This is a genomic window from Citrobacter sp. RHBSTW-00881 (assembly GCF_013728515.1).
GTDB lineage: Bacteria > Pseudomonadota > Gammaproteobacteria > Enterobacterales > Enterobacteriaceae > Citrobacter > Citrobacter braakii.
Genome location: NZ_CP056269.1, coordinates 4,690,659 through 4,712,931, shown reverse-complemented (window position 1 = coordinate 4,712,931; position 22,273 = coordinate 4,690,659). Strand labels below are relative to the sequence as shown.

28 protein-coding genes are annotated in these 22,273 nt (G+C 51.6%); 22 read left to right on the top strand and 6 right to left on the bottom strand.

Annotation, left to right across the window (positions count from 1 at the left end; all coding sequences use genetic code 11):
• Positions 1 to 10 precede the first annotated feature (10 nt).
• The 7 genes from HV311_RS22685 (at position 11) to HV311_RS22655 (ending at position 6,378) form a co-directional block, all read left to right on the top strand.
• Positions 11 to 709 carry a PspA/IM30 family protein gene (locus HV311_RS22685; protein ID WP_149381744.1) on the top strand — a complete coding sequence of 233 codons (699 nt, stop codon included), beginning with the start codon at positions 11 to 13 and terminating at the stop codon, positions 707 to 709.
• The gene (locus HV311_RS22680) at positions 709 to 1,776 is read left to right on the top strand and encodes a potassium channel family protein (RefSeq protein ID WP_149381746.1); all 1,068 of its coding nucleotides are present in this window, start codon (positions 709 to 711) and stop codon (positions 1,774 to 1,776) included. The genes HV311_RS22685 and HV311_RS22680 overlap by 1 nt, the downstream gene beginning before the upstream one ends.
• Entirely contained in the window at positions 1,776 to 2,435 is a 660-nt protein-coding gene (locus tag HV311_RS22675; protein WP_191221218.1) for a YjfK family protein, read from the top strand. Before HV311_RS22680 ends, HV311_RS22675 begins: the two co-directional genes overlap by 1 nt.
• A gap of 17 nt (positions 2,436 to 2,452) precedes the next feature.
• Positions 2,453 to 2,851, top strand: a complete 399-nt coding sequence (locus HV311_RS22670; RefSeq protein ID WP_149381748.1) for a DUF350 domain-containing protein — start codon at positions 2,453 to 2,455, stop codon at positions 2,849 to 2,851.
• A gap of 9 nt (positions 2,852 to 2,860) precedes the next feature.
• A complete protein-coding gene (locus HV311_RS22665; RefSeq protein WP_191220501.1) occupies positions 2,861 to 3,502 on the top strand; it encodes a DUF1190 domain-containing protein in 642 nt (213 codons plus the stop codon).
• A 2-nt stretch (positions 3,503 to 3,504) separates the two neighbouring features.
• Positions 3,505 to 4,671, top strand: a complete 1,167-nt coding sequence (locus HV311_RS22660; RefSeq protein ID WP_191220500.1) for a glutathionylspermidine synthase family protein — start codon at positions 3,505 to 3,507, stop codon at positions 4,669 to 4,671.
• An 84-nt stretch (positions 4,672 to 4,755) separates the two neighbouring features.
• Complete coding sequence (locus HV311_RS22655; protein WP_191220499.1) at positions 4,756 to 6,378, top strand: isovaleryl-CoA dehydrogenase; 1,623 nt, start codon at positions 4,756 to 4,758, stop codon at positions 6,376 to 6,378.
• An 85-nt stretch (positions 6,379 to 6,463) separates the two neighbouring features.
• On the opposite strand, the gene yjfN is transcribed toward HV311_RS22655, so the two are convergent.
• Positions 6,464 to 6,739 carry a DUF1471 family protease activator YjfN gene (gene yjfN / locus HV311_RS22650; protein ID WP_016151420.1) on the bottom strand — a complete coding sequence of 92 codons (276 nt, stop codon included), beginning with the start codon at positions 6,737 to 6,739 and terminating at the stop codon, positions 6,464 to 6,466.
• A 147-nt stretch (positions 6,740 to 6,886) separates the two neighbouring features.
• Entirely contained in the window at positions 6,887 to 7,216 is a 330-nt protein-coding gene (bsmA, locus tag HV311_RS22645; RefSeq protein WP_029139740.1) for a biofilm peroxide resistance protein BsmA, read from the bottom strand.
• A 181-nt stretch (positions 7,217 to 7,397) separates the two neighbouring features.
• On the opposite strand from bsmA, the gene yjfP reads away from it, so the two are divergent.
• A complete protein-coding gene (gene yjfP, locus HV311_RS22640; RefSeq protein ID WP_016151422.1) occupies positions 7,398 to 8,147 on the top strand; it encodes an esterase in 750 nt (249 codons plus the stop codon).
• Here yjfP and ulaR read toward each other — a convergent pair.
• A complete protein-coding gene (gene ulaR / locus HV311_RS22635; RefSeq protein WP_047414946.1) occupies positions 8,144 to 8,899 on the bottom strand; it encodes an HTH-type transcriptional regulator UlaR in 756 nt (251 codons plus the stop codon). The two genes, yjfP and ulaR, sit on opposite strands and share 4 nt — an antisense overlap.
• A 106-nt stretch (positions 8,900 to 9,005) precedes the next feature.
• A complete protein-coding gene (gene ulaG / locus HV311_RS22630; RefSeq protein ID WP_016151424.1) occupies positions 9,006 to 10,070 on the bottom strand; it encodes an L-ascorbate 6-phosphate lactonase in 1,065 nt (354 codons plus the stop codon).
• A 367-nt stretch (positions 10,071 to 10,437) separates the two neighbouring features.
• On the opposite strand from ulaG, the gene ulaA reads away from it, so the two are divergent.
• From ulaA to HV311_RS22600, 6 genes are read left to right on the top strand one after another with little or no spacing between them, the layout of a single operon-like run.
• Positions 10,438 to 11,835, top strand: a complete 1,398-nt coding sequence (gene ulaA, locus HV311_RS22625; protein WP_016155515.1) for a PTS ascorbate transporter subunit IIC — start codon at positions 10,438 to 10,440, stop codon at positions 11,833 to 11,835.
• Positions 11,836 to 11,850: 15 nt separating this feature from the next.
• Entirely contained in the window at positions 11,851 to 12,156 is a 306-nt protein-coding gene (gene ulaB / locus HV311_RS22620) for a PTS ascorbate transporter subunit IIB (protein WP_016151426.1), read from the top strand.
• 11 nt (positions 12,157 to 12,167) lie between these two features.
• Positions 12,168 to 12,635, top strand: coding sequence for a PTS ascorbate transporter subunit IIA (ulaC, locus tag HV311_RS22615; protein WP_016151427.1), 468 nt, complete (start codon positions 12,168 to 12,170; stop codon positions 12,633 to 12,635).
• 12 nt (positions 12,636 to 12,647) lie between these two features.
• On the top strand, positions 12,648 to 13,298 hold the full coding sequence (gene ulaD, locus HV311_RS22610) for a 3-keto-L-gulonate-6-phosphate decarboxylase UlaD (RefSeq protein WP_046275837.1): 651 nt from the start codon (positions 12,648 to 12,650) through the stop codon (positions 13,296 to 13,298).
• A 9-nt stretch (positions 13,299 to 13,307) separates the two neighbouring features.
• On the top strand, positions 13,308 to 14,162 hold the full coding sequence (locus HV311_RS22605) for an L-ribulose-5-phosphate 3-epimerase (protein ID WP_191220498.1): 855 nt from the start codon (positions 13,308 to 13,310) through the stop codon (positions 14,160 to 14,162).
• A complete protein-coding gene (locus HV311_RS22600) occupies positions 14,162 to 14,848 on the top strand; it encodes an L-ribulose-5-phosphate 4-epimerase (RefSeq protein ID WP_191220497.1) in 687 nt (228 codons plus the stop codon). The genes HV311_RS22605 and HV311_RS22600 overlap by 1 nt, the downstream gene beginning before the upstream one ends.
• Positions 14,849 to 14,978: 130 nt before the next feature.
• Here HV311_RS22600 and yjfY read toward each other — a convergent pair whose 3' ends face one another.
• Positions 14,979 to 15,254, bottom strand: coding sequence for a DUF1471 family protein YjfY (gene yjfY / locus HV311_RS22595; protein ID WP_016155520.1), 276 nt, complete (start codon positions 15,252 to 15,254; stop codon positions 14,979 to 14,981).
• A gap of 298 nt (positions 15,255 to 15,552) precedes the next feature.
• Here yjfY and HV311_RS22590 point away from each other — a divergent pair, with 298 nt between their 5' ends.
• From HV311_RS22590 to HV311_RS22565, 6 genes are all read left to right on the top strand, one after another.
• Positions 15,553 to 16,317: a TSUP family transporter gene (locus tag HV311_RS22590; protein WP_137371457.1), complete on the top strand. Its 765-nt coding sequence runs from the start codon at positions 15,553 to 15,555 to the stop codon at positions 16,315 to 16,317.
• A 159-nt stretch (positions 16,318 to 16,476) separates the two neighbouring features.
• Positions 16,477 to 16,872, top strand: a complete 396-nt coding sequence (gene rpsF / locus HV311_RS22585) for a 30S ribosomal protein S6 (RefSeq protein ID WP_016151433.1) — start codon at positions 16,477 to 16,479, stop codon at positions 16,870 to 16,872.
• A gap of 6 nt (positions 16,873 to 16,878) precedes the next feature.
• On the top strand, positions 16,879 to 17,193 hold the full coding sequence (gene priB / locus HV311_RS22580) for a primosomal replication protein N (protein ID WP_003025674.1): 315 nt from the start codon (positions 16,879 to 16,881) through the stop codon (positions 17,191 to 17,193).
• 4 nt (positions 17,194 to 17,197) lie between these two features.
• The gene (gene rpsR, locus HV311_RS22575) at positions 17,198 to 17,425 is read left to right on the top strand and encodes a 30S ribosomal protein S18 (RefSeq protein WP_000135199.1); all 228 of its coding nucleotides are present in this window, start codon (positions 17,198 to 17,200) and stop codon (positions 17,423 to 17,425) included.
• A 41-nt stretch (positions 17,426 to 17,466) separates the two neighbouring features.
• Complete coding sequence (gene rplI, locus HV311_RS22570; protein WP_003025676.1) at positions 17,467 to 17,916, top strand: 50S ribosomal protein L9; 450 nt, start codon at positions 17,467 to 17,469, stop codon at positions 17,914 to 17,916.
• Between the two features lie 143 nt (positions 17,917 to 18,059).
• On the top strand, positions 18,060 to 18,983 hold the full coding sequence (locus HV311_RS22565; RefSeq protein ID WP_016151434.1) for a DMT family transporter: 924 nt from the start codon (positions 18,060 to 18,062) through the stop codon (positions 18,981 to 18,983).
• 54 nt (positions 18,984 to 19,037) lie between these two features.
• On the opposite strand, the gene HV311_RS22560 is transcribed toward HV311_RS22565, so the two are convergent.
• Positions 19,038 to 19,688 (bottom strand): LysM-like peptidoglycan-binding domain-containing protein, encoded by a 651-nt coding sequence (locus HV311_RS22560; protein ID WP_191220496.1) that lies wholly within the window; start codon positions 19,686 to 19,688, stop codon positions 19,038 to 19,040.
• 219 nt (positions 19,689 to 19,907) lie between these two features.
• Between HV311_RS22560 and fklB the strand changes: the two genes are divergently transcribed.
• Both fklB and cycA read left to right on the top strand, forming a co-directional pair.
• A complete protein-coding gene (gene fklB, locus HV311_RS22555; RefSeq protein ID WP_029139741.1) occupies positions 19,908 to 20,528 on the top strand; it encodes an FKBP-type peptidyl-prolyl cis-trans isomerase in 621 nt (206 codons plus the stop codon).
• Positions 20,529 to 20,837: 309 nt separating this feature from the next.
• Positions 20,838 to 22,247 (top strand): D-serine/D-alanine/glycine transporter, encoded by a 1,410-nt coding sequence (cycA, locus tag HV311_RS22550; protein ID WP_016151437.1) that lies wholly within the window; start codon positions 20,838 to 20,840, stop codon positions 22,245 to 22,247.
• The last annotated feature ends 26 nt before the right edge of the window (positions 22,248 to 22,273 follow it).

Genomic DNA, 22,273 nt, shown 5'->3' with positions numbered 1-22,273 from the left:
AACGCTATTTATGGGAATTTTGAAAAGCCTGTTTACTCTCGGCAAGTCTGTGCTTTCGCAAGCGGAAGAGTCAATCGAAGAAGCGCAGGGGGTGCGGATGCTGGAACAGCATATTCGCGATGCGAAAGGTGAACTGGATAAAGCCGGAAAATCACGGGTTGACTTGCTGGCGCGCGTGAAGTTGAGCAACGATAAATTAAACGATCTGCGCGAGCGCAAGGCCAGTCTGGAAAACCGGGCACTTGAGGCGCTGAGTAAAAATGCTAATCCGTCTCTGATTAACGAAGTTGCGGAAGAGATTGCCCGTCTGGAGAATGTCATAACCGCCGAGGAGCAAGTGCTTACTAACCTTGAGAGCTCTCGTGATGGCGTTGAAAAAGCGGTTAATGCCACCGCGCAGCGGATTGCGCAGTTTGAACAGCAGCTTGAGGTGGTAAAGGCAACGGAAGCGATGCAGCGTGCCCAACAGGCCGTAACCACATCGACTGTCGGTGCGTCTTCCAGTGTCTCTACGGCGGCGGAGTCGCTCAAGCGTTTGCAAACACGCCAGACAGAGCGTCAGGCCCGCCTGGATGCGGCCGCACAGCTTGAGAAAGTTGCAGATGGGCGTGACCTTGACGAAAAACTGGCAGAGGCAGGCATTGGCGCAACTAATAAAAGCTCTGCTCAGGATGTTCTGGCGCGACTGCAACGGCAGCAAGGCAAGTAATGCTGTTCACTTGGGTCATCAAAATATGCCAACGGAATCTCTCAAGACTGACCTGGCCTGCTTTGATTGGGCTATTTGTAGGGCAGTACCTGTTTTGTTACCTGGTGCTGAGATTACTGGGCGAAGAGATGCTGGTTGGTCGCCTGAGCGATTTTATCTATTACTGCTCGGTCGTGGGTTCTACGCTGGGGTTTGGCGACCTTAGTCCGCAGACAGCAGAAGGGCGAGTTTTTACCGCTCTCTGGCAGATCCCAGTCAGCGTTGGGTTATTCGGCGCATTAATGGGTAAGGTTATTGGCATGGTACAAGGAATGTTAGCGAAAGGAATGATGGGGATGGGGGATTATCGTCATTTGCGCAATCATATGCTGGTGGTTGGCTGGCGCGGCCACCAGACGGAAAAAATGATATCGCTGCTGCTGTATGACACCCGGCGTGCTTTCGAGCGGGTGCTCCTGTGCGAATCGGATGATATTCAACATCCTTTGCAGGGGAATCACTGGGTTGATTTCATTCGTATTCGTAATTTTAATGACGCACATGAGCATGCTCGTATGGGGTTATGTACTTGCCAGAGCGCTATCATCTTTGCCCGTACGGATGAACTTACGTTTACCATCGCCCTTTCGCTGGCTGATTCGATCCCTGATCAGTGCCATGTTGTTGCTTATATGGAAGATGAGCGTTACGCAGGATTGCTTGAGGTGCATTGTCCGCGCATTGAAATTGTACGCAATCTCTCTGCTGAACAAATTTCTCGATCCATTCAGGATCCTGGTTCTTCCCAGTCGGTTGCATCCATTATGAATCCTATGCTGGGCGACACGGGTTTTGCCGTACCGATTCCGGAAGAGGTGACTTCAATTCGTTATGGCAATTTAATGCGTTATATGAAGCTCCGCCATGATGCAACCGTGTTGGGCATTAGCACCTGTAAAAATGGTCGTGGTATGGAATTGAACCCGGTCATCTCGACGGAGGTAAAAGGAGGAATGTGGCTACATCTGATTGGTAATAGCCGCATTCTGGCGAAGGAGATTGCCTGGCTGGAGATCGAGGATAAATGATGACAAGTTTTTTCCAACGTTTATTTGGTAAGGCCGCTGCTGTTGCGCCAGTTCGTGGGCCGTTGGGGTTACATCTGAATGCAGGATTCACGATCGATACATTGGCGTTTCGCCTGTTAGAAGAAGCTTTATTGATTGAATTGCCGGGTGAAGAGTACACCGTTGCAGCCGTCAGCCACATTGATTTAGGTGGTGGAAGTCAGATTTTCCGCTACTACACGTCTGGAGAGGAGTTTTTGCAAATCAATACCTCCGGTGGAGCAGATATCGATGATATCGACGATATCAAACTCTTTGTTTATGAAGAAAGTTACGGGATTTCGCAAAAAAAACACTGGCAGTCTGCCATTAGCCCGTCAGTGATAGGTACGCCAACACTTAGCTGGCAGGAAGAACGTTGGCAGCGCTTTTTTAACGATGAAGAACCGGGGAATATTGAACCGGTTTATATGCTGGAAAAGGTGGAAAACCAGCAGCACGCCACATGGGAAGTGCACAATTTTACCATGGGCTACCAGCGACAGGTGGCAGATAATACCTGGGAATACCTGCTGTTAAACGGTGAAGAGTCATTTAATGAGCAGGGAGAACCTGAGTGGGTATTCTCCCGGGCGTTGGGCATCGATATTTCTTTAACATCAATCAATATTATTGGTTAATTTCAGGGACGGTTACAATGCATATACTGGATTCATTATTGGCTTTTTTCGCCTATTTTTTTATTGGTGTAGCCATGGTGATAATTTTCCTTTTTATTTATTCGAAAATAACGCCGCACAATGAATGGCAACTTATCAAAAATAATAATACGGCAGCGTCGCTGGCATTTAGTGGAACCTTGCTCGGTTACGTTATTCCGCTATCCAGTGCGGCAATTAATGCTGTTAGCATTCCAGATTATTTTGCCTGGGGTGGTATTGCACTGGTAGTTCAACTCGTTATTTACGGCGGTGTGCGCTTATATATGCCGACGCTGAGTGAAAAAATCATTAATCACAATAGCGCCGCGGGATTATTTATGGGAACCGCTGCGCTGGCGGGAGGCATTTTTAACGCCGCCTGCATGACATGGTAATGGACGATCATGGCAAGAAAACGTAAATCAGGAAGCAAAAACAAGGTGGTGGGGTATTCTGCTATTACGCGGATTAACCGCCCGATTAATCCCTTTGAAAAAAAACGTAGCCGTTACAGCGGCAAATATCTGACGCTGGCTATTATGGGCGGCGCGGCATTTTTTATTCTTAAAGGATGTGCAGACGACGCCGATACCGATAATGATGGCGACGGTAAATTTTACTCAACGGTGAGTGAATGCATTGATGATGGCAATAGCGCCACCGTTTGTACCGATGGCTGGAACAACGCTAAAGCTGAATTCTATGCCAGCTTGCCAAAGCAAATGAGTAAGGAGAGTTGTCAGGCACAGTTTGGTGACTGTTATCTCGATAGCACGGATCAGAGCTGGGTACCTGTGGTTACCGGGTTTTTACTCACCAGGATGATTCGCAAAGATCGTGATGAACAGTATGTCTACAGCAGCGGCGGTTCTTCATATGCTTCGCGCCCGGTCTGGCGTACGACTTCGGGAGAGTATGGCTGGCGTTCTGGCAGCGGAAAAAATGATACCGCTACCGCCCATACTTATACGACGAAGAAAGTATCGACGGTTTCTCGTGGCGGCTATGGAAGATCATCCAGCGCACGTGGGCACTGGGGAGGTTAACGATGCTGCGACATGATGTCCCTATACGCCGGGATCTGAACCGGATCGCTTACGATCACGGTTTTGATTTTCATATCATCGACAATGAGATTTATTGGGATGAGAGCCGGGCATACCGCTTTACGCTTCGGCAAGTGGAAGAGCAGATCGAAAAGCCCACTGCGGAACTGCACCAGATGTGTCTGGACGTTGTCGAACGAGCAGTTAACGACGAACAGATTATGCAGCAACTGGCGATCCCGCCGCTGTACTGGGACGTTATTGCCGAAAGCTGGCGCAATCGTGATCCCTCTCTGTACGGCCGCATGGATTTTGTCTGGTGCGGAAATAACTCCCCGGTCAAGCTGCTGGAATACAATGCTGATACGCCAACGTCGCTCTATGAGTCGGCGTATTTTCAGTGGCTATGGCTGGAAGATGCGCGTCGTAACGGCGTTATCCCACGCGATGCCGACCAGTATAATGCCATTCAGGAACGGCTTATATCCCGTTTTGCTGAACTTTATAGCCAGGAACCCTTCTACTTCTGCTGCTGTGAAGATACCGATGAAGATCGCACTACCGTGCTGTATTTACAGGATTGCGCGCAGCAGGCAGGGCAAGAGTCGCGGTTTATGTATATTGAAGAACTGGGGCTTGGCGTCGGCGGTGTGCTCACGGATCTGGATGATAATGTCATTCGTCGCGCTTTTAAGCTCTATCCCCTGGAATGGATGATGCGAGATGAAAATGGTCCCTTGCTTTGCCATCGTCGCGAGCAGTGGGTTGAACCGCTGTGGAAAAGCGTACTCAGTAATAAAGGGTTGATGCCATTGCTGTGGCGTTTTTTTCCCAATCATCCCAACCTACTGCCAGCTTGGTTCGACGGAGAAGTACCGCAAATTGCGCAGGGTGAAAGCTATGTGCGTAAACCCATATTCTCCCGTGAAGGGGGAAACGTCACCATTTTTGATGGTCAGCAACATGTCGTCGAACACGCTGAGGGCGACTATGCCGAAGAGCCGATGATCTATCAGGCATTTCAGGCGCTACCGCGTTTTGGTGATAGCTATACGCTGATTGGCAGTTGGATCGTGGATGATGAAGCGTGTGGCATGGGGATCCGCGAAGATAATACGTTGATCACGAAAGATACTTCTCGCTTTGTTCCTCACTATATTGCGGGCTAACCGTGCTTTTGTGATCTCCCTCCGTCGCGAATAATGTGGTTCTGACCATACTTAAGGTGACGGCCATTGACGGAGGGAGACACAATGCACTGGCAAACGCATACCGTTTTTAACCAACCTGTACCGCTCAATAACAGCAACTTATATCTGTCCGATGGCGCGCTGTGTGAAGCGGTTATCCGTGAAGGCGCTGGCTGGGATAGCGATCTTCTCGCCAGTATTGGTCAGCAGCTAGGGACTGCCGAGTCGCTCGAGCTTGGCCGTCTGGCCAATGCTTTTCCACCCGAGTTGTTGCGCTACGACTCGCAGGGTCAGCGGCTGGATGATGTGCGTTTTCATCCTGCCTGGCATTTACTGATGCAGGGATTGTGCGCCAATCGCGTACATAATCTGGCCTGGGAAGAAGACGCGAGGCAGGGAACATTTGTTGCCCGGGCGGCCCGTTTCATGCTGCATGCGCAGGTGGAAGCGGGCACGTTGTGTCCGGTTACCATGACTTTTGCCGCCACGCCGTTGTTACTTCAGATGTTACCTGCCCCCTTTCACGACTGGTTTACGCCGCTGCTAAGCGACCGTTATGACTCGCATTTACTGCCCGGAGGGCAAAAGCGTGGGTTATTGATCGGCATGGGAATGACCGAGAAGCAGGGGGGGTCAGATGTGCTAAGCAATACCACTCAGGCAGAACGTCTTACAGACGGCTCGTATCGGCTGGTGGGACATAAGTGGTTTTTCTCCGTGCCGCAAAGCGATGCCCATCTGGTGCTGGCCCAGGCAAAGGGAGGCTTATCCTGCTTTTTTGTACCGCGATTTTTACCCGACGGGCAGCGTAATGCTATCCGTCTGGAGCGGCTGAAAGATAAGTTAGGCAATCGCTCCAACGCCAGCTGCGAGGTTGAATTCCACGATGCGATTGGCTGGCTATTGGGTGAAGAAGGGGAAGGTATACGTCATATCCTGAAAATGGGTGGGATGACGCGTTTTGACTGTGCGCTCGGCAGTCATGGCATGATGCGACGTGCTTTTTCTGTCGCGATTTACCATGCGCACCAGCGACAGGTTTTTGGCAAACCATTGATCGAACAACCGATGATGCGCCAGGTATTAGGTCGGATGGCGCTCCAACTGGAAGGTCAGACGGCGTTACTGTTCCGACTGGCGCGGGCCTGGGACCGTCGCGCTGATGCCAAAGAATCTCTGTGGGCCAGGTTGTTCACGCCAGCAGCGAAATTCTCTGTTTGCAAGGCCGGTATGTCGTTTGTTGCAGAGGCGATGGAAGTGCTCGGCGGGATTGGCTACTGCGAGGAGAGTGAATTGCCGCGCCTGTATCGTGAGATGCCGGTAAACAGTATCTGGGAGGGCTCTGGCAACATTATGTGCCTCGATGTATTGCGGGTGCTGACAAAACAACCCTGCATATACGATATGCTCAGCGAAGCCTTTGCTGAGGTAAAAGGGCAAGACCGACATTACGATCGAAGAGTACGTCAACTACAGCAGCGTTTACGTAAACCCAGCGAGGAGTTGGGACGGGAGATTACACAGCAGCTTTTCCTGCTCGGTTGCGGGGCGCAGATGTTGCGCTATGCCTCTCCGCCAGTGGCGCAGGCCTGGTGTCAAATGATGCTCGATACGCGTGGTGGACTACGATTGTCCGAGCAGGTGCTGAACGACTTGCTCCTGCGGGCAACGGGGGGATTACGGTAATAATATGCCTGATGGCGACGCTGGCGCGCCTTATCATGCCTACATTCAATGTAGGCCGGATAAGTTTACGCCATCCGGCAATCTGTTAAGCATAGAGTATGGCCTGTACGCGCCAGTTGTCGGGCTGCTGGTCTTCGTACATTTGAATGATCCGATACCATGAGGCACCCTGTTCATCCGCTTTTAACGCGACTACTCGTTCTACATCCTGCGGATTCCCTGCAATGTTACTGACAGATATCAGGCCAATTTCGTTCAGGCCTGTAACGCAGTCAGCACTGGCGAACTCGGCAGACTGCGCCGTAGTACCTACCAGTCCGGCAGAAAGCAGCAGTGAGGATAAGGCAAGTGATTGTTTCATCGTCAGCTCCATTATTCGTACCCCTACACACGGCAGGGCATTCCATCGCGATCATAAACCTCAAGCTTCCTGCTGTTGGTTTATTGTGCACAGGTAAACGCATAGCGGTGCAAAGCAATGTAAAGCTGACTAAATTCCAACCCAATGTTATTTACGATACAAAATAGCCTGTGAATACCATTGGCCTGTCACGATGGTTTCATCCACTAATAAAACCACGTAGTAATCAGCTTTAGCCGCGACGGCTTTGTCACGGATCTCTGCCAGCGCATCATCCGGAGAGCCTCTTACCAGCGCGCTGACCGTTCCTATTCGCTGTAACCCATTACTCTGGTCACGGCGGATCTCCTGCGGGTGGTCGGCAACGGGCGGTGCGGGTTGGGGCGTTCCCTGTAGCACGCTACAGGCGCTTAAAAGCATCACCAGCAATAAAGAGGCAAACCGACGCATAACTCTATCTCGTTTCCTGATAGCCATAGTGTAGTGCCTTATCAATTTCCCTTTAGGGGAATGTTCCCGAAGTGTTATCTCTCACGCGATTTTCGAATGAAAATGTTGCGAAAGCGTAACCCAGTTCTCAACATTATGAATCATTGCCGAACACATTCGCTTGCGTTAAGTATTGCTGCATGGCATACCAGAAAAAAAGAGGCGACAAATGATCGAAATTGAAACACGACAGTTGGCTGGTATCCCTGTCTTGCACGCCGTTCCGGCTGGCAAACGCGAGTGTTCACTCCCTTGCATTATTTTCTATCACGGGTTTACATCTTCAAGTCTGGTCTATAGCTATTTTGCCGTTGCTCTGGCTCAGGCCGGATTCCGGGTTGTCATGCCAGATGCGCCCGACCATGGTGCCCGCTTCAACGGTGATGCTCAGGAGCGAATGTTCCGCTTCTGGCATATATTGCAGCAAAACATGCAGGAGTTTACGACGTTACGTGCGGCGCTGGTGGCGGAAAATTGGCTATCAGATGAAAGACTTGCTGTTGCGGGGGCGTCGATGGGAGGCATGACGGCGTTGGGCATTATGGCCCGCCATCCCGAGGTTAAATGTGTAGCCAGCCTGATGGGTTCGGGCTATTTTACCCGTCTTGCACAGACGCTTTTTCCCCCTTTACGGGTCCAGACGCCAGAGCAGCAGGCAGAGTTCGATGCCATTATCGCACCGCTCGCCGAATGGGATGTTACGCATCAACTACAACGCCTGGCCGACAGACCGTTGCTGTTGTGGCATGGACAGGAGGACGATGTGGTGCCCGCGGTTGAAACCTTCCGCTTACAGCAGGCGCTGATTCAGGCAGGGCTGGATAACAATTTAACCTGCCTGTGGGAAGCGGGCGTGCGCCACCGCATCACGCCAGAGGCGCTGGCAGCGACGGTAACGTTTTTTCGCCAGCACCTTTAAACGCGCACGATGTTTACGCCCTGAGCTTCAAGTTGTTGCAGAATCTCAGGGTTAGCGTTTTTGCCGGTAATGAGCATATCGATTTGATCGGCGCGACTGAACAGCATCCCCGCGCGTTCACCGACCTTACTGCTATCGACCAGCACCACCAGTTTACCCACTACGTTAAGCATCTTCTGCTCAGCCATCGCGGTTAGCATATCGGTTTTATACAGTCCGTCCGCGGTCAACCCTTTACCGCTGGTAAACATCCAGTGTCCGGCATACAGGCTATTTTCGCTGCCTTGCGGACTAAGCGTGATGGACTGGCTTTTGTTGTATTGCCCTCCCATGATGATCACGCTGTCATGCTCCTGGTCGATCAGATAGTTCGCCAGCGGCAGATAATTGGTGATGATCTGCACCGGCTTGCCGCACATTTCACGACCAAGCAGGAAGGCGGTTGATCCGCAGTTGATCACCACGCTTTCACCCGCATTTACAAGCTGGGATGCGGCCTTGGCAATGCGAACTTTTTCATCGTGGTTCTGCGCCTGATGCAGATTCATAGGTGTCCAGCGCGGACGTTGCTGGGTAATGGCTTCTGCGCCATTACGGACTTTCTTGAGTTTGCCGCTTTCGTCGAGTTTATTGATGTCCCGGCGTGCTGTGGCTGGTGAAATCCCCAGACGCTCAATCACGTTCTCAACGGTAACAAAGCCCAACTGCGCCAGCATATCCAGCAATATTTGATGTCTTTGTGCTTCAGTCATGAGCTATTCCGATACAAATTGATTTGAAAAGATGATATTTGAAATAGCCTGGAAATACTAAAGTAAATGGGAAAAAATGCCGGAATAGCCCGGCATTTTGTAGGGGTCACAAGAAGGATTTAAACGGCAGATCCGGTTCAATCGTGAAGCAGTCATCAAAGCCGCGCGGATAGTGATATTCAAAGTTATCTTTGTCCAGCGGCCAGGTGAACTTACCGCCCACCTGCCAGATAAACGGCTTAAAGCCATACTTCAGTCGATCTTTTTTCATCTCCCACAGTACGCGGATCTCCTGAGGGTCGGCCTGGAAGTTTGACCAGATGTCATGATGGAAAGGGATCACCACTTTCGTATTCAACGCTTCCGCCATGCGCAGCATGTCGGAGCTGGTCATTTTGTCCGTAATCCCGCGTGGATTCTCACCGTAGGAGCCGAGCGCAACGTCGATTTGGTGCTCGTTGCCATGCTTTGCGTAGTAGTTAGAGTAGTGCGAGTCTCCGCTGTGGTACAGCGTACCGCCCGGTGTTTTGAACAGGTAGTTTACCGCACGTGCATCCATACCATCCGGCAGCACACCTGCCGCTTTTTGATCGGCAGGTAGCGTGATTAATGCCGTACGATCAAACGCGTCAAGCGCATGAATTTCAATATCTTTCACTTTCACCACATCGCCTGGTTTTACCACGATGCAGCGCTCTTTTGGCACACCCCAACCGATCCACAGATCCACACAGGTTTGCGGCCCGATAAATGGCACGTCATCGGCGCAGTTTTGCATGACGGCGGCCGCGACATTCACGTCGATGTGATCGTTATGATCGTGTGTCGCCAGCACCGCATCGATCTGTCGAATTGCAAACGGATCAAGAACAAACGGCGTGGTGCGCAGGTTTGGCTGCAGTTTCTTCACCCCAGCCATGCGTTGCATCTGGTGGCCGGTTTTCATTAGCGGGTTACCGTGACTCTGTTTACCCGTCCCGCACCAGAAATCGACGCAAATGTTCGTCCCGCCTTCCGACTTCAGCCAGATGCCGGTACAGCCAAGCCACCACATAGCGAATGTGCCCGGGGCGACCTGCTCCTGTTCGATCTCTTCATTCAGCCAACTTCCCCACTCCGGGAATGTGCTCAGGATCCATGATTCACGCGTGATGCTTTTTACTTTACTCATCGCATTTACCTTCATGTTTATTCAGATTAAGTCAATTTATGATTTATTTTGATTGATATTGACATCATTTTTTCAAGAAGGCAATGCGTTGATTTTTGGTGTTCAGCGGGGAAATGTGAGCAAATCACAGCGTGACATGATGGTTTGCTTGAGTGTTTGTTTTTTATTTTATTGTTTTAATAGGGTTTATTTTGGAAACGATGAATTAGAAGTAAAGCCACTCTGCAAGTGTGTGAATTATTTGCGTACTGCATCACATTTAATCAAATTCAATCTTGTTGTGATTACTTTTGAAAATTAGAGTGAGGGCACAACATCCTGGGCATCTGTAATGAATGTTCAGCAACTTCGTCTACTGGAGATCGTTATGGAGATCCTCTACAACATCTTTACCGTCTTTTTTAATCAGGTTATGACCAACGCGCCCTTGCTGTTGGGTATTGTGACCTGTCTTGGTTACATCCTGCTGCGTAAAAGCGTCAGCGTTATTATCAAAGGCACGATCAAAACGATTATCGGTTTTATGTTGCTGCAAGCGGGATCGGGCATTCTGACCAGCACGTTTAAACCGGTGGTGGCGAAGATGTCCGAAGTTTACGGTATCAATGGTGCGATTTCCGATACCTATGCCTCCATGATGGCAACCATCGAACGTATGGGCGATGCCTATAGTTGGGTGGGTTATGCTGTGCTGTTGGCGCTGGCGCTGAATATTTGTTACGTACTGCTACGGCGTATTACCGGCATTCGCACCATCATGCTGACCGGCCACATAATGTTCCAGCAGGCGGGCCTGATTGCCGTCTCTCTCTACATCTTCGGTTACCCGATGTGGACCACCATCATCTGCACCGCGGTGCTGGTGTCCCTCTACTGGGGTATTACCTCCAATATGATGTACAAGCCGACGCAGGAAGTGACCGACGGCTGCGGTTTCTCCATCGGTCACCAGCAGCAGTTCGCTTCATGGATTGCCTACAAAGTCGCGCCTTATCTGGGTAAGAAAGAGGAGAGTGTTGAAGATCTGAAGCTGCCGGGCTGGCTGAATATCTTCCATGACAACATCGTTTCTACCGCGATTGTTATGACCCTCTTCTTCGGCGCGATCCTGCTCTCTTTCGGTATTGATGTGGTTCAGGCGATGGCGGGTAAAACCCACTGGACGGTCTATATCCTGCAGACCGGTTTTTCGTTTGCCGTCGCTATTTTCATCATCACTCAGGGCGTACGTATGTTCGTTGCTGAGCTTTCAGAAGCGTTCAACGGTATCTCTCAACGTCTGATCCCGGGTGCAGTGCTGGCTATCGACTGCGCGGCGATTTATAGCTTTGCGCCCAACGCGGTGGTCTGGGGCTTTATGTGGGGCACCATCGGCCAACTGATTGCGGTGGGCATCCTGGTGGGTTGCGGCTCTTCTATTCTGATTATCCCTGGCTTTATTCCAATGTTCTTCTCGAACGCGACTATCGGCGTGTTTGCTAACCACTTTGGCGGCTGGCGTGCAGCGCTCAAGATTTGCCTGGTGATGGGGATGATCGAAATCTTCGGCTGCGTCTGGGCGGTGAAGCTCACCGGGATGAGCGCCTGGATGGGCATGGCGGACTGGTCAATTCTGGCGCCGCCGATGATGCAGGGCTTTGCCTCCATCGGCATCGTGTTTATGGCCGTCATTATTCTGATTGCACTGGCTTATATGTTTTTCGCAGGACGCACCTTGCGCGCTGAGGAAGACGCAGAAAAACAACTGGCAGAACACTCTGCTTAATAAGGAGTTCCGATTATGACCGTACGTATTTTGGCTGTATGTGGCAATGGGCAGGGGAGTTCCATGATCATGAAGATGAAGGTGGATCAGTTTTTAACCCAGTCAAATATTGACCATACGGTAAACAGTTGCGCAGTAGGTGAATACAAAAGTGAACTGAGCGGCGCGGATATCATCATCGCTTCTACCCATATCGCCGGTGAGATTACCGTATCGGGCAATAAATATGTTGTTGGCGTACGCAACATGCTGTCTCCCGCCGATTTTGGACCAAAACTGCTGGAAGTGATCAACGCGCATTTCCCTCAGGACGTGAAGTAAGGAGGCGGCCTATGAAATTACGTGATTCGCTGGCAGACAATAACGCCATCCTTTTACAGGCCGAGGCCAGCTCCTGGCAGGAAGCGGTAAAGCTGAGCGTGGATCTGCTGGTTAAGGCTGATGTGGTTGAACCACGCTACTACCAGGCCATCCTCGACGGAGTCGAACAGTTCGGCCCGTATTTCGTGATTGCGCCCGGCCTGGCAATGCCGCACGGCCGTCCGGAGGAAGGGGTTAAGAAAACCGGTTTTGCGCTGGTGACGCTGAAAACACCGCTGGTGTTTAACCACGAAGATAACGACCCGGTCGACATCCTGATCACCATGGCGGCAGTAGACGCCAACACACATCAGGAAGTCGGCATCATGCAGATCGTGAATCTCTTTGACGACGAAGCCAATTTCGACCGTTTACGTGCCTGCCGTACCGCGCAGGAAGTGCTGGATTTAATTGATAACGCCACTGCGGCGGCTGTTTAAAAGGATACCAAAATGTCATTACCTATGTTGCAGGTTGCGCTGGATAACCAATCAATGTCTTCCGCCTATGAAACGACGCGTCTGATTGCCGAAGAGGTCGATATCATTGAGGTGGGCACGATTCTTTGCGTGGCAGAGGGGGTGCGCGCCGTACGCGATCTGAAGGCGCTTTATCCGCATAAAATTGTGCTGGCGGACGCCAAAATCGCCGACGCGGGTAAAATCCTCTCGCGCATGTGTTTCGAAGCCAATGCTGACTGGGTTACCGTCATCTGCTGCGCGGATATCAACACCACCAGGGGGGCGCTGGAGGTGGCGAAAGAATTTAACGGCGACGTGCAGATTGAACTGACTGGTTACTGGACCTGGGAGCAGGCGCAGGAGTGGCGTGACGCGGGCATTGGGCAAGTGGTATATCACCGCAGCCGTGACGCGCAGGCGGCGGGTGTGGCATGGGGAGAGGCAGATATCAGCGCCATCAAACGCCTTTCTGATATGGGCTTTAAGGTCACCGTCACCGGCGGCCTGGCGCTGGAGGATCTGCCGCTGTTCCAGGGGATCCCTATCCACGTCTTTATTGCCGGACGCAGCATTCGCGATGCCGCCTCTCCGGTAGACGCTGCGCGTCAGTTCAAACGTTCCATCGCCCAACTGTGGGGATAAGGAGCGACTATGTTGTCGAAACAGGTCCCGCTCGGTATCTATGAAAAAGCGCTCTCCGGCGGGGAGTGCTGGCTGGAACGCTTGCGGCTGGCGAAGGAACTGGGCTTTGATTTTGTTGAAATATCGGTTGATGAAACCGACGATCGCCTGGCGCGTCTTGACTGGCGCCGCGAGCAGCGGCTGGCGCTGGTGGCCGCTATCGCTGAGACAGGGATACGCGTACCGTCCATGTGCCTGAGCGCTCATCGTCGTTTCCCGCTTGGCAGTGAAGATGATGCTGTGCGCGAACAAGGGCTGGAGATCATGCGTAAAGCCATTCAGTTTGCGCAGGATATCGGTATTCGCGTTATTCAACTAGCGGGTTACGACGTCTATTACCAGCAGGCCAATAACGAAACGCGTCGTCGGTTTCGCGATGGGCTGAAAGAGAGCGTGGAGATGGCGAGCCGCGCGCAGGTGACGCTGGCGATGGAAATCATGGATTATCCGCTGATGAATTCGATCAGCAAGGCACTGGGTTATGCCCACTATCTCAACAATCCGTGGTTCCAGTTGTATCCCGATATTGGCAATTTGTCGGCGTGGGATAACGACGTGCAGATGGAGCTGCAGGCTGGGATGGGTCATATCGTTGCCGTACACGTGAAGGATACCAAACCCGGTGTATTCAAAAATGTGCCGTTTGGTGAAGGGGTTGTTGAGTTCGAACGTTGTTTTGCGACGCTCAAACAGAGTGGGTACTGCGGACCATACCTGATTGAGATGTGGAGTGAAACGTCGGACGACCCGGCACGTGAAGTCGCGAAGGCGCGCGACTGGGTGAAGGCGCGAATGGCCAGCGCAGGTCTGGTGGAGGCGGTGTAATGCAAAAACTTAAACAGCAGGTTTTTGAGGCCAATATGGATTTGCCGCGCTACGGGCTGGTGACGTTCACCTGGGGGAACGTCAGCGCCATTGACCGCGAGCGCGGGCTGGTGGTGATTAAGCCTAGCGGCGTCGACTACCAAACGATGCAGGTAGATGACATGGTGGTTGTGGATCTGGTCGGCAACGTAGTGGAAGGGCGCTATCGTCCTTCTTCTGATACCGCCACCCATCTGGAGCTGTATCGCCGCTATTCTTCTCTCGGCGGCGTGGTGCACACCCACTCAACCCACGCGACGGCATGGGCGCAGGCGGGTCTGGCAATTCCCTCTCTTGGCACGACGCATGCGGATTACTTCTTTGGCGATATTCCCTGCACCAGGGCGTTAACTGAAGCTGAAGTTCAGGGCGAGTATGAGCTAAATACCGGTAGGGTGATTGTCGAAACGCTGGGGGAGGTGGAACCTTTGCATACGCCTGGCGTAGTGGTGTACCAGCATGGCCCGTTTGCCTGGGGCAAGGATGCTCACGATGCGGTACATAACGCCGTGGTGATGGAGGAAGTGGCAAAAATGGCATGGATTGCGCGTGGTATTAATCCGGCTCTTAGCCCCATCGACAGCTATCTGATGAATAAGCATTTCATGCGTAAGCACGGTCCAAACGCCTATTACGGACAGAAGTAACGACTAAGTCCTGGAGCCCAATCATTCAGGGGATGTTATCGATCTGGCTGTGGGACTTTTTTGCAAAAAAAGCCCCCTGTGAAGGGGGCAAATTAAACTGCGGCAATGTTCTCGTTGGTTATTTCTGGTGCTAGCGGTAAATATCTGCACTGGCGTGCATATTTCCGTTACTACCGGGTTCCCTGGTGAGGATCACGTGGTAGTAGGTTGCGCCTTGCGCATCGGTCTCTTCATTCAGGGCCTGAGTGGCTTCACTTTCAGTGGCGAAGTTATGATTTATGTAAATGACGCCTAAGCTCTGCACATCATCCATATTCCTGGCCTGATGATTGTCAATTTTGATGGCTGCCGTTGCATTTGCACTAAGCAAAAGCATAGCCAGAAGGGTCAAAACACGGGCTCGCATATGTACCTCCTCGACTGCGGTCTCTGGTTGCCTCTCTCCTGTGAGTGATTAGCTTCTGATGTAATTTTAACCGCTACCGGCGCAGTCGATAGCGACCATTTCTGATGCAGTTGTTCAAAAAATTACCGCATGACCATCTTTTCTTTTATTAACAGGCCGCTGGTGTGTATCGCTGCGGTGAAAAATACCTGTCTTTCGCGCATAAGCACTTACCAAATAGTCAATTTAATCGGGTGAGTACGCCGTTTATAGTGAGCCGGATAATTAATATAACTTTATGATAATAAGGCAAAAACTTATGGATACTTCATTCATGGATTTCAGCTACTTTGTGATTATGTTTATGGTCGCGCTGGTGGCAGGCTTTATTAACGTGGTGTCGGGCGGCGGTGGTTTTCTCTCGATTGGCGCACTGTTAATTTCTGGTTTACCCCCGGCGAATGCGCTGGCAACCAATAAAATTCAGGCGCTGGGCAGCTCGCTGACCTCCGGGATTTATTTTTTACGCCGGGGGCATATCAACGTGCAGGAGCACAAGTATGTGTTTTTATCTGCCTTTATCGGTTCTGCGATGGGAACGACGCTTATCCAGTTCATTGAACCGGAGCTGCTGAAGAAACTGCTCCCGATCCTGATTATCGCGGTCGCTATCTACTTTATTTTTGCGCCAAATCTCAGCGAACCGAAAAGAAAGCAGCAGGTATCCCTGTTTCTCTTCTCGTTGATCGGCGGGGGATGCATTGGCTTTTATGACGGCTTTCTCGGTGCCGGGGCTGGCTCCTTTTATACCCTCTGCTATATCCTGCTGTGGGGATACAGCATCGATAAGGCGCAAATTCACTCGAATTTTATTAACCTGGCATCCAACATCGCCTCGATATTGTTCTTCATTTTTGGCGGTAAAATGATCTGGTCGCTGGGGCTGGTGATGTTTGCCGGGCAGTCCCTCGGCGCACGTCTTGGCGCGACGGTTGTACTAACGCGCGGCAAGAAAGTTATCCGACCCATGATTGTCATTGTCTCCATTTGCATCAGCGTCAAAATGCTGCTGGATATGTATTAATGGCGACATGATAAATAATCGTACAATTACCTTGAGTTTAGTGGCAGGCGCCAGTATTATGACGCGTCAATTTTTCAGCCGACCTTTAACACGTTCCTTGCCTCCCCGGGCCTCGGCTGACCCAGACAGGAGGCTGAATAATCCGTAAGGAGCAATTCGATGCGTCATTACGAAATCGTTTTTATGGTCCATCCTGACCAGAGCGAACAGGTTCCGGGTATGATCGAACGCTACACTGCTGCCATCACTGGTGCAGAAGGCACGATCCACCGTCTGGAAGACTGGGGCCGCCGTCAGCTGGCTTACCCGATCAACAAACTGCACAAAGCTCACTACGTTCTGCTGAACGTTGAAGCGCCGCAGGAAGTGATCGATGAGCTGGAAACTACCTTCCGCTTCAACGATGCCGTTATCCGCAGCATGGTTATGCGTACTAAACACGCTGTTACCGAAGCATCTCCGATGGTTAAAGCGAAAGACGAGCGTCGTGAACGTCGCGATGATTTCGCTAACGAAACCGCAGATGATGCTGAAGCTGGGGATTCTGAAGAGTAATTTCTGATGACCAACCGTCTGGCGTTGTCCGGCACCGTGTGCAGGGCTCCCCTTCGAAAGGTCAGTCCATCAGGAATTCCTCATTGCCAGTTCGTGCTTGAGCATCGTTCTGTGCAGGAGGAAGCCGGGTTTCACCGGCAGGCGTGGTGCCAAATGCCCGTTATTATTAGCGGACACGAAAACCAGGCCATTACTCACAGTATAACGGTCGGTAGCGCAGTGACCGTTCAGGGGTTCATCTCTTGCCACAAGGCAAAGAACGGCCTGAGCAAAATGGTTCTGCATGCCGAGCAGATTGAATTGATAGATTCTGGAGACTAGCCATATGGCACGTTATTTCCGTCGTCGCAAGTTCTGCCGTTTCACCGCGGAAGGCGTTCAAGAGATCGACTATAAAGATATCGCTACGCTGAAAAACTACATCACCGAAAGCGGTAAGATTGTCCCAAGCCGTATCACCGGTACCCGTGCAAAATACCAGCGTCAGCTGGCTCGCGCTATCAAACGCGCTCGCTACCTGTCCCTGCTGCCGTACACTGATCGTCATCAGTAATCGGTCACGGTCCATTAATACGACTTTGAGAGGATAAGGTAATGCAAGTTATTCTGCTTGATAAAGTAGCAAACCTGGGTAGCCTGGGTGATCAGGTTAACGTTAAAGCGGGCTATGCTCGTAACTTCCTGGTACCACAGGGTAAAGCTGTTCCTGCTACCAAGAAAAACGTTGAATTTTTCGAAGCGCGTCGCGCTGAGCTGGAAGCTAAACTGGCTGACGTTCTGTCCGCTGCTGAAGCTCGTGCTGAGAAAATCAACGCACTGGAAACCGTAACCATCGCGTCTAAAGCTGGCGACGAAGGTAAACTGTTCGGTTCCATCGGTACTCGCGACATCGCTGACGCTGTAACTGCAGCTGGCGTTGAAGTAGCTAAGAGCGAAGTTCGTCTGCCGAACGGCGTTCTGCGTACCACTGGTGAGCACGAAGTGAGCTTCCAGGTTCACAGCGAAGTGTTTGCTAAGCTGACTGTAAACGTAGTTGCAGAATAAGTTTTTATTCTGATTACCGCGTAAAAGCGCCGGCCTTGTGTCGGCGTTTTGCTTTTCTGTTCCCTCCGCTTTTCGCTCTGGCTATTCTTTATCCTTTTCGGGATAATCATAAAAATAAAACATTATTTTAAAATGGTGATGGAATGGAACCAACGCACCAACCTCTGTTTGCGCGTAAAAATGTTGTCTACCTGAGCGCAGCGTTCTGCTGCCTGCTGTGGGGGAGCGCCTATCCGGCGATCAAAAGCGGATATGAGATCTTCCAGATTGCCACGGATGACATTCCTTCAAAAATTGTCTTTGCCGGCTATCGCTTCCTGTTTGCTGGATTATTGCTGCTATTGCTGGCGGTGGCGCAGCGTAAACCGATTGGCCGGTTAAGCCCGCGTCAGTACGGTCAGCTCACGCTGTTGGGACTGACGCAAACCTCGCTGCAATACATCTTCTTCTATATTGGCCTGGCGTTCACGACGGGGGTGAAAGGGTCGATCATGAACGCGACCGGCACCTTCTTCAGCGTGCTGCTGGCCCATTTTATCTATCAGAACGACAAGCTGAGCTACAACAAAGTGCTGGGCTGTATCCTGGGTTTTACCGGCGTAATGGTGGTGAACTTTAGCAGCGGACTGGATTTTAACTTCAGCCTGTTAGGGGACGGTTCAGTGGTGATGGCGGCCTTTATTCTTTCTGCCGCCACGTTATACGGTAAACGCATTTCTCAGACGGTAGACCCGACGGTAATGACAGGATATCAGTTGGGTGTCGGCGGTCTGGCGCTGGTTATCGGCGGCTACGCTTTTGGCGGCACGCTGACCGTACACGGCGCGTCTTCAGTGGCGATTCTGGGCTACCTGACGTTACTCTCTTCGGTCGCTTTTGCGTTGTGGAGTATTCTGCTCAAGCATAACCGCGTGGGGATGATTGCGCCGTTTAACTTCCTGATCCCGGTTTCGGGGGCGGTTCTGTCGGCGATATTCCTCGGCGAAAACATTCTCGAATGGAAATATGCGTTGGCGCTGGTGCTAGTCTGTTCCGGGATCTGGTGGGTGAACAAGGTGAAGCGCTGACGCTTCACCTTGATGTCTGATGCGCTGTGTTTATCAGGTCTACAGGTGTGCCGGTTAACGGGCGCGAATAAAACTGCCGTTAGGTTGTCGAGTAAACAGTACCTGCTGACCATTACCGGTATCAATGGTTAATCCCGTTACCACGCCGTTGGCATTCTGCCTGATTTGTACCATCTGGCCGTCTTTCAGGTTGCTCAGCGGTTTTCCGGCACCTTCAACCTGCGCCATTGCGTATACATCGGTTGGCGGGAGGTTATGGTCACGGAATACCTGCGCCAGCGTTTTGCCCGAGTCTACGCGATAGGAGCGCCACTGCTGCTGAATTCCACTATCCTGTTGGAAAGGTTGCGTCGGCGGCTGAGATTGCTGAGCCTGCGGCTGTGCGTCTGGTTCTCCTTCCTGGATTGGCTCTGGGGCAAGCGGAGCGACCTGGCCCGGATCGTTTTGCGGGGCGACCAACTGTGCCTGCAGTTGAGCTTCGGTCGGTGGCTGCGACTGTGACTGTAAATCCAGCTGGGCAGTACGCGTAACCACAGGGGCATCGCTGGTGTCACTGGAGGGCAGCAGGAAGCCTATCACCAGCACGATAGCAGCAATTATAATGCCGCGTCGGTGCATAGGCGGTAGCGGATCCATAATGCGAAAATTGTCCGGTGCATGCCAGATTTTCGCCAGGGTTGGTTTTAATTCAAAGCGCCCGGGCATGGCTTTCCTCCTGCTCCGCGTCTCGTTCCTCGATCATAGAGTATAGATGGCTAATGCTATGATGTTCGTCATATTACCCGCTTTCGTGACGTCAACGCGGGGTATTCCTATTGTTTATGTTTCCTCGCGATTTGTCATCTGTTCCCGAGACAAAGTTTTACCGGATGCGGCATGGCTGATATGCTGCCCGCTACTTTACATCCGATGAAAGGAAATATGATGGCTAACCCGACTTTTGACACTATCGAAGCGCAAGCAAGCTACGGCATTGGTTTGCAGGTAGGACAACAGCTGAGTGAATCCGGACTGGAAGGACTGTTGCCTGAAGCGCTGGTAGCGGGTATCGCTGACGCGCTGGAAGGTAAGCACCCGGCAGTGCCGGTTGATGTTGTGCATCGCGCACTGCGTGAAATCCACGAACGCGCTGATGCAGTTCGTCGCGAGCGTTTCCAGGCTATGGCGGCTGATGGCGTCAAATATCTGGAAGAAAACCGTGAGAAAGACGGTGTGAACAGCACTGAATCTGGTTTGCAGTTCCGTGTTCTGACTCAGGGCGAAGGTGCTATTCCAGCGCGTACTGACCGCGTTCGCGTGCACTACACCGGTAAACTGATCGACGGTACCGTGTTTGACAGCTCTGTCGCACGCGGCGAACCGGCTGAATTCCCGGTTAACGGCGTGATCCCAGGCTGGATTGAAGCGCTGACCCTGATGCCGGTAGGTTCCAAATGGGAACTGACTATTCCTCAGGAACTGGCTTACGGCGAGCGTGGCGCTGGCGCGTCCATTCCTCCGTTCAGCACGCTGGTGTTCGACGTTGAGCTGCTTGAGATCCTGTAAGCAGTGACTTCTGTTCCCTCCGAGGCCGGGGGGAACAAAAAAATAGCGTGAAAAGCTATAGTTACGTGGTTGTCGATATTTTATTTTGCAAATGCCTCGTTAGCGTGTATTTTTGTGAGCTGATTCGCGCTATCAGAGTGATATGACACTCACTTTAAACATTAAATTAACATTATATCTAAATCTTAGTATTCATCCCGCCAATTCTTACCTAATATCGATGAGTCCTGATAATCAGGAACGTCGTATCATAGACACACTAAAGGCCGTAGAGCCTGAACAACACAGACAGGTACAGGAAGAAAAAACATGGTAGATCAGGTAAAAGTCGACGCCGCTGAAGAGGCTTCGTCTGAACAGTCGCTACGGCGCAATCTCACAAACCGTCATATTCAACTTATTGCCATTGGTGGTGCTATTGGTACCGGCCTGTTTATGGGCTCTGGTAAAACCATCAGCCTCGCCGGACCGTCGATCATCTTTGTGTATATGATTATCGGTTTTATGCTGTTTTTCGTGATGCGTGCAATGGGTGAATTGCTGCTCTCGAATCTGGAGTACAAATCTTTTAGTGATTTCGCCTCTGATCTGCTCGGGCCATGGGCCGGGTATTTTACCGGCTGGACTTACTGGTTCTGCTGGGTTGTTACCGGGATGGCAGACGTTGTCGCCATTACGGCGTATGCGCAATTCTGGTTCCCCGAACTTTCAGACTGGGTCGCCTCGCTGGCGGTGATCGTGCTGCTGCTGAGCCTCAACCTTGCCACTGTAAAAATGTTCGGTGAGATGGAGTTCTGGTTTGCGATGATCAAAATCGTCGCCATCATCGGCCTGATTGTCGTTGGTCTGGTGATGGTGCTGACGCACTTCCAGTCGCCAACCGGCGTTCAGGCATCGTTCACGCATCTGTGGAATGATGGTGGCTGGTTCCCGAAAGGTCTGAGCGGCTTCTTTGCTGGCTTCCAGATAGCCGTGTTCGCGTTTGTGGGTATTGAGCTGGTGGGAACGACCGCTGCAGAAACCAAGGACCCAGAGAAATCTCTGCCGCGCGCCATTAACTCGATTCCGATCCGTATCATCATGTTCTACGTTTTTGCGCTGATCGTGATTATGTCCGTAACACCGTGGAGCTCGGTAGTGCCAACCAAGAGCCCATTCGTTGAACTGTTTGTGCTGGTCGGTCTGCCTGCCGCGGCGAGCCTGATCAACTTTGTGGTGCTGACTTCAGCAGCCTCTTCCGCAAACAGTGGCGTGTTCTCTACCAGCCGTATGCTGTTCGGCCTGGCACAGGAAGGCGTAGCGCCTAAAGCGTTTGCCAAACTGTCTAAACGCGCAGTTCCGGCGAAAGGTTTAACCTTTTCCTGTATCTGTCTGCTGGGCGGCGTGGTGATGCTTTACGTGAACCCGAGCGTGATTGGCGCGTTCACCATGATCACTACCGTGTCGGCGATTCTGTTCATGTTCGTCTGGACCATCATTCTTTGCTCGTACCTGGTGTACCGCAAGCAGCGTCCGCACCTGCATGAAAAATCAATCTACAAGATGCCGCTAGGCAAGCTGATGTGCTGGGTATGTATGGCGTTCTTCGTCTTCGTACTGGTACTGCTGACGCTGGAAGATGATACCCGCCAGGCGCTGATCGTGACGCCGCTGTGGTTCATCGCGCTGGGTCTGGGTTGGTTGTTTATCGGTAAGAAACGTATGGCAGGTATGCGTTAATTTTAGTGCCCGGTAGCGCGATGCTT